General features: G+C 60.8%; 11 protein-coding genes. 6 read left to right on the forward strand and 5 right to left on the reverse strand.

Annotation, left to right across the window (positions count from 1 at the left end):
• Window positions 1-7 precede the first annotated feature (7 nt).
• Both thiD and HYPDE_RS07005 read left to right on the forward strand, forming a co-directional pair.
• Window positions 8-835 carry a bifunctional hydroxymethylpyrimidine kinase/phosphomethylpyrimidine kinase gene (gene thiD / locus HYPDE_RS07000; RefSeq protein ID WP_015597711.1) on the forward strand — a complete coding sequence of 276 codons (828 nt, stop codon included), beginning with the start codon at window positions 8-10 and terminating at the stop codon, window positions 833-835.
• 394 nt (window positions 836-1,229) lie between these two features.
• On the forward strand, window positions 1,230-2,462 hold the full coding sequence (locus HYPDE_RS07005) for an OmpP1/FadL family transporter (RefSeq protein ID WP_051111978.1): 1,233 nt from the start codon (window positions 1,230-1,232) through the stop codon (window positions 2,460-2,462).
• An 84-nt stretch (window positions 2,463-2,546) separates the two neighbouring features.
• On the opposite strand, the gene HYPDE_RS07010 is transcribed toward HYPDE_RS07005, so the two are convergent.
• Window positions 2,547-3,095, reverse strand: coding sequence for a hypothetical protein (locus HYPDE_RS07010; protein ID WP_015597713.1), 549 nt, complete (start codon window positions 3,093-3,095; stop codon window positions 2,547-2,549).
• A 170-nt stretch (window positions 3,096-3,265) separates the two neighbouring features.
• Between HYPDE_RS07010 and HYPDE_RS07015 the strand changes: the two genes are divergently transcribed.
• Window positions 3,266-4,471: an MFS transporter gene (locus HYPDE_RS07015; RefSeq protein ID WP_051112060.1), complete on the forward strand. Its 1,206-nt coding sequence runs from the start codon at window positions 3,266-3,268 to the stop codon at window positions 4,469-4,471.
• A 7-nt stretch (window positions 4,472-4,478) separates the two neighbouring features.
• Here HYPDE_RS07015 and dgcA read toward each other — a convergent pair whose 3' ends face one another.
• Together dgcA and HYPDE_RS07025 are read right to left on the reverse strand one after the other, a co-directional pair.
• Complete coding sequence (gene dgcA / locus HYPDE_RS07020) at window positions 4,479-5,456, reverse strand: N-acetyl-D-Glu racemase DgcA (RefSeq protein ID WP_041320122.1); 978 nt, start codon at window positions 5,454-5,456, stop codon at window positions 4,479-4,481.
• Between the two features lie 63 nt (window positions 5,457-5,519).
• Window positions 5,520-8,252 carry an apolipoprotein A1/A4/E domain-containing protein gene (locus HYPDE_RS07025; protein ID WP_015597716.1) on the reverse strand — a complete coding sequence of 911 codons (2,733 nt, stop codon included), beginning with the start codon at window positions 8,250-8,252 and terminating at the stop codon, window positions 5,520-5,522.
• 376 nt (window positions 8,253-8,628) lie between these two features.
• Here HYPDE_RS07025 and HYPDE_RS07030 point away from each other — a divergent pair, with 376 nt between their 5' ends.
• From HYPDE_RS07030 to HYPDE_RS07040, 3 genes are all read left to right on the forward strand, one after another.
• Window positions 8,629-9,021, forward strand: a complete 393-nt coding sequence (locus HYPDE_RS07030) for an Hpt domain-containing protein (protein ID WP_015597717.1) — start codon at window positions 8,629-8,631, stop codon at window positions 9,019-9,021.
• Window positions 9,022-9,211: 190 nt separating this feature from the next.
• Window positions 9,212-9,532: a 2Fe-2S iron-sulfur cluster-binding protein gene (locus tag HYPDE_RS07035; protein ID WP_015597718.1), complete on the forward strand. Its 321-nt coding sequence runs from the start codon at window positions 9,212-9,214 to the stop codon at window positions 9,530-9,532.
• A 24-nt stretch (window positions 9,533-9,556) separates the two neighbouring features.
• The gene (locus HYPDE_RS07040) at window positions 9,557-10,618 is read left to right on the forward strand and encodes an NAD(P)/FAD-dependent oxidoreductase (RefSeq protein WP_051111979.1); all 1,062 of its coding nucleotides are present in this window, start codon (window positions 9,557-9,559) and stop codon (window positions 10,616-10,618) included.
• 23 nt (window positions 10,619-10,641) lie between these two features.
• On the opposite strand, the gene HYPDE_RS07045 is transcribed toward HYPDE_RS07040, so the two are convergent.
• Window positions 10,642-11,892 carry a GNAT family N-acetyltransferase gene (locus tag HYPDE_RS07045; protein WP_015597720.1) on the reverse strand — a complete coding sequence of 417 codons (1,251 nt, stop codon included), beginning with the start codon at window positions 11,890-11,892 and terminating at the stop codon, window positions 10,642-10,644.
• 111 nt (window positions 11,893-12,003) lie between these two features.
• A complete protein-coding gene (locus HYPDE_RS07050; RefSeq protein WP_041320124.1) occupies window positions 12,004-12,369 on the reverse strand; it encodes a hypothetical protein in 366 nt (121 codons plus the stop codon).
• Window positions 12,370-12,377 lie beyond the last annotated feature (8 nt).

Genomic DNA, 12,377 nt, shown 5'->3' on the forward strand with positions numbered 1-12,377 from the left:
AGAGCCGATGGCCGCCGCAGCGCCGCCGATTGCGCTTACGATTGCGGGTTCCGATCCGTCGGGCGGCGCGGGCATTCAGGCCGATTTAAAGACGTTTTCGGCGTTCGGCGTCTATGGTGCTTCCGTCATCACGGCATTGACCGCACAGAACACGATGGGCGTTTCGGGCGTTCTCGGCATCGCGCCGGATTTCATTGCCGCTCAGTTTCGCTCCGTTGCGTCGGATCTGGCCGTGTCCGCGGTCAAGACGGGCATGCTGGGCGACGCGGCGACGGTCGAGATCGTTACGCGGCTTCTCGCGGAAATTCCGTCCGTTCCCGTGGTCGTCGATCCGGTCATGGTTGCGACGAGCGGGGATGTCCTGCTTGCGCCCGACGCGATTGATGCCGTGCGGCAGCATCTCATTCCGCGAGCTTTTCTGATCACCCCGAACATTCCCGAAGCTGCCAAGCTGCTCGGCGGATTGCCGGCCCAGTCGGAGTCCGACATGCGCAGAGATGCCGAGAAGCTGATGCAATTCGGCTGCGGCGCCGTTCTCTTGAAGGGCGGGCACGCGTGCGGTGCCGAGGCAGTCGACATTCTTTTCGATGGCGCCACGCATCATGTTTTGCGGCGGCCGTGGGTCGAAACACGGAACACGCACGGCACGGGCTGCACACTTTCAGCGGCCATCGCGGCCAATCTCGCGCTTGGCCGCTGGCTCGAAGAAGCGGTTGCGCGTAGCAAATCCTTTGTTTGGGAGGCGCTCGATGCCGGCCGGCATCGGGTCGTCGGCAAAGGCAACGGGCCGGTCGATCATCATTTTGCATTGAGAAAGCCGCCGCACGAGCACTGAATTGCTCGCAATCAGCGGTGAGCTTCGTTGTTGCATTGCAGCGATAGCTGTGGCGTCCGCGCACCTTTGATGTGGACTCATTTTCCTTCGTTGCCGTCAGGGCTTGCGATGCTGTCTTCACTTTGGCAGCTTGCGCCCGGCTCCGGCACTTGTGGCCGGTCAACATCTCCGGGGGGAGCGCTAAGCTCGTTTCATAGGGTGGAACGGAGCTTGGCAAAACCGGTCCGCTTCTCGCGGGCCGGTTTTTTTTGTTGCGCTACTGGCACACACGGCGGGTTTCTTGCCGAATCGAATCGATGTTGTTGGAAAGATGCGTTGGTCTACTGCACGGTTCGCGTATTGTGGCAAAATGGAGAGAAGGCGCTTCCTGCGGCGCCTTGGGGGCCCAATCACAATGCCGACTTCACCGTGCGTTCGGACTTTGTTGCAAACAGGAAGTCTTAGTCTCTTAGCCCTGGTGGCAGCGACGTCGATGGCGTCGGCGGGTGGCTTCGATATTCACGAGCAGTCAACGGTTTTCATGGGGTCTGCGTCGGCAGGCTCAGCCGCCGGGGGCAGCCTCGGCTCGATGTTCTGGAACCCGGCTTCGACCGCGCAATTTTCCGGTCTCAACACGGAATCGTCCTACACGCTTATTCTGCCGTATGGGAATATCGATATCGATAGTCCGGTGCCAGGCAGCAGTGGCAACATCGGCATCGACGCAACGAGCAGTTCAAGCTACGGCGCCTATCAGTTCGCGCCGGACTTGTGGCTGGGCATCGCGATCACGTCGCCCTTCGGTTTGGCCACGAAGCCCGAAAACACGTTTTATCCTGGTTCGTATCTGGGCGTGACGTCAAAACTCCTGACTGTGAATGCCAACCCGACGATCGCCTATCGGATTGCACCGGGTATCACGATCGGTGCCGGCATCCAGATCGAATGGGCGCAAGGCAAGCTGCAATTCCGCGACCCGACAACGTCGATAGCGCAGTTTGGCGGTACTGACTGGGCGTTCGGTGCGACAGCGGGCATTACGATCGAGCCGACAGCAGGCACGACGATCGGCCTGGGGTATCGATCGCAGATGACTCACGATCTGGAAGGTTCATTCTCTTCGGAGGCCATTACGGGCGGGACAGGAGTGCCCGCTGTCGGGACGATCGATCTGCCCGATATTGTGACGCTGAGCTTGCGGCAGGTCATGACGCCGACAACCCGTTTACTCGGGACGGTCCAGTGGTCGAACTGGAGCCGCTTCAAGGATCTTACGCTCTCGGCAGGCGGGAGCGAGTTGGGGATTCAGGCGAATTGGGATGACGGCTGGTTCTTCTCGGTTGGTGGCGAGTACGATTATTCACCGACGCTGACATTGCGCGGTGGCGTCGCTTACGAAATTTCACCGATCGATGATGCGACGAAACGGCTCGTGCAAATCCCAGACAACAACAGGGTCTGGCTGAGCGTCGGCGCGAGCTACAAGTGGAGCGATGCGATCACACTGGACGTGGCCTATTCGCACATCTTCATCCAGGACGGCGGCATCGATCTGTACAGTCCGTTGGGTCCACAGTTTGGTGAATATACCGGCACCGTCGAGGCGTCCGTCGACCTGTTCTCGGTCGGTATGCGGACGAGGTGGTAGGCCGCGTTTTTCCCTCGGTTCCTGCAAACAAAAAACCGGGCTTCGCGCCCGGTTTTTTTATTCCCGATCCAGCTGTCGGATCTGTTACGCGCCGTCATCAATCTTCAATTCGTGCAGGACGCTTTCGAGGATGCCCTCGAGTTTCGTTGCGGCGGCATCCAAGGTATTGGCCGCCGCAACGGCGCGGTGCGATTGGGCCGCCTGGGACTGGCTCATCGCGTAGAGCTTTCCGGCGTTGCGCGCAATTTCCTCACACCCTTTCGGATCGAAGGGATTGGCCTGCAGCGACCAGGCGATGTCGTGGATATCTTCCGCCGCCTTCAGGATGGCATGGGTCGGCAGGATGCTCTCATCGACAGTCGGTCGGGCCATGAGTCTGGCGCGCGTCTCGGCGAGGCTTGCCTTGAGCGTCTCGATCTCCGCCTTGAGTTGCCCCAAAAGCGCCGGCGGCTCGCGCAACGAATTCTGGAGTCGCTTGATCGCGTCTTCGAGTAGATTGCTGTCGAGGCGGCGCGCGCGACGGCCATGCTCGGCCAGGAACCACCGGCCGCGTGCGGTTTCCAGAAGCGTCGCTTCAATCGCCCGGTATTCGGTGTCGGCGTCCTCTGCGACCGGTAGAGACAAAGGCTGCATCGTCGTTTGTGCTCCGCAAAAAACACTCAACGCATATGCGATTCTCGTGGCATGAGCAGGGGTTGCCATGACATCCACAGCGATAAGCCGTGCAGAGCCGGTGGTCGTATCAAATTCGCATCTTTCCGCTACATGGTTGGCTCGTCTTTGAGCATTTCGAGGGGTCGCACGTGACCGGTATTGAGGATAAAGGCGCATTCGCTGTGCCGATCGCTCTCTTCTACGGCGCGCTTTTCGTTGTCTACGGCATGTATGTGCCGTTCATGCCTGTTTGGCTCGATTGGAAGGGATTGACGGCTGGCGAGATCAGCACCGTGATCGCCGCTCCCCTTTTCGTTCGCGTCCTGGTGACCCCGACCGTTGCCGTGGCTGCCGACCGTAGCGGACTTCATCGCCGTCCCTTGATCGGGCTCGCATGGGCGGCGTTGGCGTTTGTGCTGATGCTGACCGTGTCGCGGTCGTTCTGGGCAATTCTGATTTTCGCGATCCTGCTGATGATCAGCAATTCGACGATCATGCCGCTGATCGACACGATCGCGGTTCAGGGCGCGCGGCAGAGAGGACAAGATTATGGACGCCTCAGGCTTTGGGGATCACTGAGCTTCGTGGCGGCGAGCTTTGTGGGCGGCATCGCAATCACGAAGTTCGGAGGCGGCGCAGGAATCTGGCTCATCGCGATCGGCTGTGCGCTGACATTGGTCGCCGCGTATCAGGTGCCGAACGTGGGCGGCAAGCCGGTATTGCCCGCCGACAATCCGCAACCGCTCTGGAAGATCGCCGAACCTCGCGAACTCTTGGCGCAGCGTGAATTCCGGCTGTTTCTCATTGCAGCGGGACTCGCACAGGCGGCCCATGCCACGTTCTTCACGTTCGGAACGCTCATCTGGCAGAAACAGGGGTTGTCAGCGGCGTGGTGTGGAACGCTCTGGGCGATCGGCGTTTTTGCCGAAGTTCTACTTTTTACGTTTTCCGGGCGCGTCGTTGCAAAATTCGGAGCTGCGCGGCTGATCGCAATTGGAGGAGCCGCCTCCATCCTGCGCTGGCTGACGCTCGCCAGCGATCCGTCGCTTGCGATCCTTGTGCCGTTACAACTCCTGCATGGTGTGACCTACGGAGCGTCACATATCGGAGCGATGCATTTTATTCATGACGCCGTGCCGCGTGACAGGGCTGCGAGCGCGCAGGCTCTCTATGCGACGGTGTCGGCGGGTGTCGCGATGGGCGTTGCGACGCTGATTGCCGGCTACGCTTATGCCCAGGCCGGTCCTCTTTCATATGTCGCGATGGCGGCGATTGCCGCGGTGTCGCTAGGGGCGGCGCTGCGACTCCTTCAGATTTGGAATGGCGCTGTGCTTGTCCCACGGCCAGCGGCCTGAACGCACATCATCCCCACAACGCGCGCTCAGGCGGAGATATCCGGCCATTCCCGACGCGGAGCGGCGGCTGGCGGTCCCGTGCCAGAAGCAGCGGACCATCGAGATCGGCCCAATCCGCTGTTGCCGCGAGAAGCATCGCCGGCGCGACGGCAAGGGAGGTTGCAACCATCGAACCGATCATCACCTTGAGGCCGTGCTGCCGGGCCGCACGCTCCAACGCCATTGCCCCGGTGAGACCGCCGGCCTTGTCGAGCTTGATGTTGACCGCATCGTAGAGGCCATTCAGGCGATCGAGATCGGCGGCCGTGTGAACGCTTTCGTCGGCGCAGATCGGCACCCGATGCGGCATAGAGCGGAGAGCTTCATCTGCCGAAGCCGGAAGCGGCTGCTCGATGACCTCGATCTTGCACTCGGCGGCGACTGCGATCAGCTCAGGCAGTGTTTCTGGTGTCCACGCTTCGTTGGCATCGACCAGTAGGCGAGCGCCCGGCCTTGCAAGGCGTACGGAGCGCATGCGGTCCACATCGTCTGGGCCGCCGAGCTTCAGCTTCAAGATCGGAAGATCGCGGGCGTCGGCGGCTTTTGCGGCCATAGCCTCGGGGGTATCGAGGCTTATCGTGTAAGCCGTGTACGCAGCCTCGGGCTCGGCTAATCCGGCGAGGTCAGCAACAGTGCGGCCGGTGCGTTTCGCTTCGAGGTCCCAGAAAGCGCAATCGAGGGCATTGAGCGCTGCGCCTGGTTTGAGGATACGCGTAAGGTCGCTGCGCGCGTTGACGGTTGCGGACGCGTCGCGAATTTGATCCAGCACGCCCTCGACCGTTTCGCCGTAGCGCGCATAGGGGACGGCTTCGCCGCGACCCGCGAAATCTCCATCGCGCACCGTGACGACGACGACGTGGGCCGCTGTTTTTGATCCGCGCGAGATCGTGAAGGCGTCCTTGAGCGGCCAGATCTCGCTTTGAGCGTCAATGCGGAGAGGGGACATCAGCAATGGCCAGAGTTGCGGTGTTTCACAGCACGCCCCGCAACCTTTGCAATCATTGCGTGATCAGCGGATGCGCCCTGCAGCATGGGCGAGGAACAGATAGACGCGGCCGGTATCCGATACGAGGTGGTTCTGTGCGGTGCGTCCGCTCGGATCGCGTGCCTCGGCATCCTTGATGATGCGTTCGAAGTCGGTCAGATAACGGAAAATCGATTGCTCGAGATCGCGGTCGATCCGAACACGGTTCGAAATCTGGTCGAAAAGGGCCCGCGCTTCCGGCGCATAGATGCTGCGCACCAGGACGTTGCGCTGACCTGCGCGAATGCGACCCCAGATGGCGGACGCGGTAGCCGGATCGATAGCCCTCGCAATAGTTGCAATGTCGAGCCGGGCAGGGGCAGCATTCGGCGGCGCACTCTGATCCTGCGCTTGGGCGGCTTGGGATTGGGCTTCGTCTTCGTGCGACGCACGCGCCAGCAAATCGCCGAGTGACCAGGATTCACGGCCGTCTTGGGACGAGGACGTCTTGCCACGGCTTGCGGACGACCCCTGCTGGACCAGCGCCGAGGTGAGCGAAACCGGTGAGCGCGCCGTGCCAGGCAGTTCCGGCCGAACGACATCGCGAGGGGCGTTGGCGCGCTGTGAGATCTGATTGAGCTGCTCGATGGCGCGGAGCTGATCCTGGAGCGCGCGGCGCATCGATTCAGCGGTCTCGCGAGTCGACGCAGGAAGGCGCGCAGCTTCTTCGCGGATGCGGGCCTGCTCGCGGGCAAGAGTCGCAGCCGCCTCGGCGGCGCGTTCGCGGGTTTCGTCCGACGCGGAGGCAAGCCGGGACGAGAGGGCTTCGAATTCCCGCGACAGATCCCCGGAAACGCTATGGAAGCGGGTTCGGAGGTCTGCGATCACGCGGTCGCTTTGGGCTTCCGTTTCGTTCTTGACGCGGTCGAGTTCCGCCATCAGCACGCGCGACCGGCTTTCGGCCCCATCGCGAAGCTCTTCGGCGATAGCGCGGGCGCGCACTTCGATATTCGACAGGGAGCCTTCAAGATCGTTGGAGTATCCAGCGAGCGTGCGGCCGAATTCGTCGGCTTTGCCGGAGAAACGGTCGAGTGTGCTGCTGAGTTCGGCATGGCGCGATTGAAGCGTGGACTCGATCCTGAGATTTGCAGTGTCGAGTACGTTCGCGGCCTTCAGGATCTGCTCACCGTGGCTTTCGAAGCGATCCGTCACGCCATGAATTTGCGAGAAGAGGTTTTCGGCCACGTTCTGCAACGCGCCCGACTGCTTGGCGAGGCCGTCGATCGCCTTCATCGTCTGGCGGGTGATGTTCTCGCTGGTGCGGCGGACGGCGCTGATGCCATTCATCACCGAGTCGTCGAGGTCCGCCGCCTGCCGCGAGATTGTTTCGCGGAACGAGTGCGCGTGGAGTTCGAGAGCATTCGTCAGCAACGAGGCCTTCTCGCTGACTGCCGTGTCGATCGCCGTTGTCGAGCGCATGATCTGGTCGTCGAACAGATCGAGCCGCTTTTGGAAGGCTTCGTCGAGCGAGCGGGTGCGTTCGACGAGCTGAATATCGAGGGCCTGAGCCCGGTTTGACAGCGTGGTATCGAGGGCGCGCGCATATTCCTCGAAGACTGTCTGCAGGTTTTCCGTGCGATTGCCGAGTGTCGTATCGAGTGTCTGCATGTAACCGTCGAACGTCAGACGCATCTGTTCCGTTCGAGCGCCCAGCGCCGTCGCGAAAGCGGCGGTATAATCTTCGAGTACCGTCTGCAGCTGCTGGGTACGGGCGCCAACGGTGCCTTCGAAGCGCCCGGTCGCGGTCGCGAGCGATCCTTCGAGGTTTGCCAGGTTTTCGCCGGCGCCGCTGATGATCTGCGAGAGCGTAACCTGCTGCGTCGAGAGCTTTTCGATCAGCATCGGGATCTCTGTCCCGAGCGTTCTGAGTGTGTCGGTGACACTGGTCGATGTGTCGACGAGAGCGTGGCGTTCGCCGCTCAGCTCCTTGATCAGGTCGCGGATGCGCTGCTCGTTCTGCTCGTAGGAGCGTTCGAGTTCGGCGATCTGGTTGTGAACGAGCGCTTCGAGCTCCCCTGCACGACCGAGCGCCCGAGAGACCGCGTCGTTCATGAAGGAGACCTGACGGCGAACCGCCTGGCCGAGGCTCGCGATCGATTGCTCCGCAGTGCGGTCGGGTTCGGCAAGGCGGATCGCAACTTCGCTCATCGTGGAGGATTTGAGCGCGAGCGACGCGACATGCCAGCTGAGCAGGGCGAGCAGCCAGATGATGCCGATCGGTGCGATCACCGCCGTCGCCGTGTAGAATGCCGCGGGCTGCAGCAGGAGCGTCCCGAGGGAGGCCCCAGCCTGCCACTGCGGCACAAGAGTCAAAGCGCCGATCGCCAAACCGCCGATCGCCCAGACGATGCTGCCGATGGTGGCTAGGCGAAAGACTTTGCTCGATGGTTTTTGCTCGAGCGCATAGATGAGCCCGCCGATGCTCGGAACGTCGTCGTTGGCGGCGATCTTGCCGCGAACGGGGCCTGCGGGGCGACGGCGCGCGACGCGGCGCTGTGGCGGATCTTCTGCCGGCGCTTGTTTTTCAGGTTTCGCCTGTTCGGAAAGTTGCGGTCCGCCCAACAGAGGTGGGGGTAGGGCGAGTGCGGGCATGGCGGCGGAAACGGGGCGCGCCTCTTTGTCGGACGCTGGCTGGCCAAGCGTCGGCTCGACCGGTGTCGCCGTTGCAGGCGCCCTCCCGGCAATAGCCATCAGCTTCGCAATTTGATCTTGCGACATTGCGCAACGCCCCCCACTCAAACCGGCAATCAGAAACAGACCCCGTGCGCCCGGGGCAGCCGGAACTCTCTTTGCACACTATCGGACTTTCTAACCGTCCGCAAAATGGAAAGACCTATCCGATGATAAGAAATGCCTATGCATCCTCGGCACTTAGCAGCCTATCGCGACGTTTGCGGCTGGATTACGGCAAACGCGCCGTCAAAAAGAGCGCCCCGACGCGTAACGCGGTTGAACGGCCATACCTAAATATCTCTTGACGAAACTCTTCGAAATAGACGCTTCGACTTTACCCAGAGTTATTCCGCATTTGCCACAATCTGAGAGCTTTTGCCGCGATGCAATGAGGAAATGGGTCGCAATCTCGGGGAGTTCGATGCAGAGAGCGCCAATCTTGGCACACGGCCCGGGGCCGACTGGGTCAGCCGCAGACTTATCCGAGCCGGTCGATCTCCAGCATCTCCGGCGATACACGTTCGGTGATCAAGCTCTTGAAAAAGAAATACTCTCTTTATTCATGACGCAACTTTCGGAGACGATAGCAGCTCTCCGCGCCGCAGCGAATCAGAAGGACTGGAAAGTGGCTGCTCACACGCTCAAGGGTTCATGTCGGACGGTCGGGGCATTCCAGCTCGGCGACATCGCTCAGGACGCGGAGAAATTGACCTTTAATGCCGGCTCGGAGGCCTGCACGGAAGCCATTTCCCGGATCGAGCTGGCCACAGCCGAGGCCTGCGCATTCATTCGGAACGCCTACGGGCTATCTTGAACTCCGACCGCGGCTCAGGCATTCGAGGTTGCGCTACAGGGAGCGCCTTGTCTCAGGGTGCCGAAAGCCCTTTGGCTTGAAATGCCGCAAGCGTGCCTCTAAGTGTGCGCGCTATCGTAACTTCCAATCAGCTCAGAAAGCCAAACCCACCGTCGGGTTTGCGAAATAGCGACAGGATGCGCACGTAACCATGACGAAAATCACGTTCATCCAACCCGACGGCGAGAGCCAGACGGTGGAGGCGGAAAACGGACTGACCGTCATGGAGGCTGCCAAGCTGAACGATATTGCCGGTATCGAGGCAGAATGCGGTGGAGCGTGCGCCTGCGCGACGTGCCATGTTTATGTTGACGAAGCCTGGCGCGAGAAGACAGGCAAGCCGTCCGAGATGGAAGAAGACATGCTCGATTTCGCTTTCGATGTGCGGGAGGAAAGCAGGCTTTCCTGCCAGATCAAGATCAGCGATGCGTTGGACGGGCTTGTCGTTCGCGTCCCCGAGAAGCAGTTCTGACAGCAATAGTTATTGGGCTTTGGAATGACCCTGACCGCGCCGGCACCAGAGGCGACGAAGACCTCCGAGATCATCGAGACCGATGCCGTCGTCATCGGCGCAGGGCCGTGCGGACTTTTTGCGGTGTTCGAACTCGGGCTTCTCGATATCAAGGCGCATGTGGTCGATATTCTCGATCGTCCGGGCGGGCAATGCGCCGAGCTTTATCCGGAAAAGCCGATCTATGACGTTCCGGCTCTGCCGATCGTCACCGGCCAGGAACTGACCCAGCGGCTAATGGAGCAGATCAAGCCCTTCAGCCCCAAGTTTCACTTCAGCGAGCAGATCAATACGCTCAGCCGCGAGGCCGACGGGCGCTTTCGCCTGACGACGGATGCCGGGACGGAATTTCTGACGAAGGTCGTGATCATTGCCGCCGGCGGCGGATCCTTCACGCCGAAGCGACCGCCACTCGCCGGGATCGAAGACTACGAAGGAAAATCCGTTTTCTACTCGGTACGCAAAATCGAGCAGATGCGCGGCAAGGACGTGGTCATCGTCGGCGGTGGCGACAGTGCCCTTGATTGGACGCTGAACCTTGCACCTGTCGCCAGAAGCCTGACGCTGGTGCACCGCCGCGACGAATTTCGCGCGGCTCCCCATTCCGTCGAGAAGATGCGCAAGCTGGTCGAAGAGGCGAGCATCCGGCTTTTGATCGGTCAGGTGGCGGCACTCGAAGGTGCGAACGGCGAACTCTCAGCCGTTCAGGTCAAGACCGCGAATGGTGTGGAGAGTGTTCCGTGCACCGCCATGCTTCCGTTCTTCGGGTTGACGATGAAGCTCGGGCCGGTTGCGGACTGGGGCCTCAATCTTCATGAGAACCTCATTCATGTCGATACGGAGCGCTTCGAGACGAGCGAGAAGGGCATCTTCGCCATCGGCGACATCAACTGGTATCCCGGAAAACTGAAGCTCATTCTGTCGGGTTTCCACGAGGCGGCGCTGATGGCGCAGGCTGCCCATCGTGTCGTCTATCCGGACAAGAAGCTGATGTTCCAGTACACGACGTCATCGTCGAGCTTGCAGAAGAAGCTCGGCGTCAAATAGGACGGCGCAGCTTATTTTGTCAGTCAGCTTGGTACCGAAGCGCTGCCAAGTCCCTGGCGCATCAGGCGACGAAGCGGTTTCGGCATGGATTTGAGCGTCGACTTCAGGCGGGTGCGCAGAAACCCGAGATACACGCGAGCATAGAGGTAGCCCTTGGCACTCAAGGGTTTCACCCAATCGACGACCGGCTCGGACTCGTCGCACCAATCGAGTTTGTAGGCGTCGCCGGGCGCCATCATGTCGTAGACGGCCAGCTTTTCTTCGTACCCCGCTTTCAAATTCTGTTCGAGAAGCAGCACTCCGACACCGGCTTTTTCGTGCGCGAGTTCGAATGCCATCACATGCACGACGAGGCGACCCTTGCATGTGAAGGAAATTTCGAATGCGGCGGCTTGTCCGCAGGTCTTGAGGATCGAGACAACGCAGGGAACCTTCTTATCCCTGCCTTCGGCGAGATCCTGGAAAAGCCGAACCGTCCTTTTGTCGTTGAGGGCGCTCGAAACCAAGCCGCGATCCTTGAGCCAAAGAGATTTGACCGCAATCGCTTTTGCTGCGAGTTCGCCCGCTTCGGTCCCTCCGCGCAGTCGCAGGAATTCGACGAGGCCTTTTTCCTCCAGGCGTTTTATCAGCCGCCGGCGATTGCGACGCATTTTAGCCGAAAAGCGTTCTTCGAACGTCGCAAAGTCCTTGGCGCTCGCAAGATCCATGTAGGGCGCGATCTGCTCATCCGCGACCTGCGCGCCGATTTCGGCCATGAGCGGCGCGATGTTCGCGTCGGCGCGGACGCGCCTCAAACGCAGAACATCCGACGACAGATTTTTGCGGAGAAATTCCAGCCCGGCGCGCAAGGTCTCGACGGCGTCGAAGTCCGTATCGATCAGAGCGTCGCCGTATTGGCTCAAGGGCTCACCCATCCAATAGGTCTGCGTGACACCGTGCATGCGCTCCGAAACGAGCGGCCAGATCATGATCAGGCGGCCGTTGCGGCGACCGGTCAGGATCGCGAGGCGGGGAGCGGATTTGCCGCTTTCTTGCGCGAGGAAGTGGTTTGCCCAATGCCAGCAGACGTTAAAGGATTGGAACACGTGAATCGATCTTGCCGCGCGCTCGAAGAGGGCGTTCCACTCGGGCTCAAGCGCATCGAATGCGCTTCGCTCGGTTATGAGGTTGAGATCGAGACGTGGCTCAATGCTCTCGCGCCCAAGAGCACGCGGTGCCGTCTTCGCCGGTTTTTCCAGATTGAGCGAACTGACCGAACGGGCGGCAGCGTGCATAGCGATTTTTCCATAAGAGTTCGGCACGACCGAACTGGCGCGCTCGATAGACGTTCTTTTCTAGAGGGCAATCGTTAGGCGACGGTTACAGGCCGCACATGAACCGAGTGTCTACACGTGTGCGATTTCGAGAAACGAGAGCACTAGGAGCAAGGTGGCGGAGAAGGCGACTATGAACTTGCCTCGTCGCGATGGAGCCGCCTTGCCAAGGATGAGGGGAGCGATCAGCGCCCCGGCCACGGCGAGATTGATCGCAATCAGGCCGCCTGGACCGATCGCGCCCCTAGCCTCCGGAAACTGCAACCCGATCCAGATGCCTGCAGCGATGCCGAGCGTAACCGCGCCGAGCAGCCTGGGCCAGAAGCCTGTGTTCGGCCGTTCGAGTCCGAGAAACGCCAACGCCGTCAGCGGCGCAAAAACGAGCAGTCCGCCCGTGATGGCCTTGATGACGATTTCAGCCCACAAAATCTGTTGCACGGAATAGG

The sequence above is a fragment of the Hyphomicrobium denitrificans 1NES1 genome, assembly GCF_000230975.2.
Classification (GTDB): domain Bacteria; phylum Pseudomonadota; class Alphaproteobacteria; order Rhizobiales; family Hyphomicrobiaceae; genus Hyphomicrobium_B; species Hyphomicrobium_B denitrificans_A.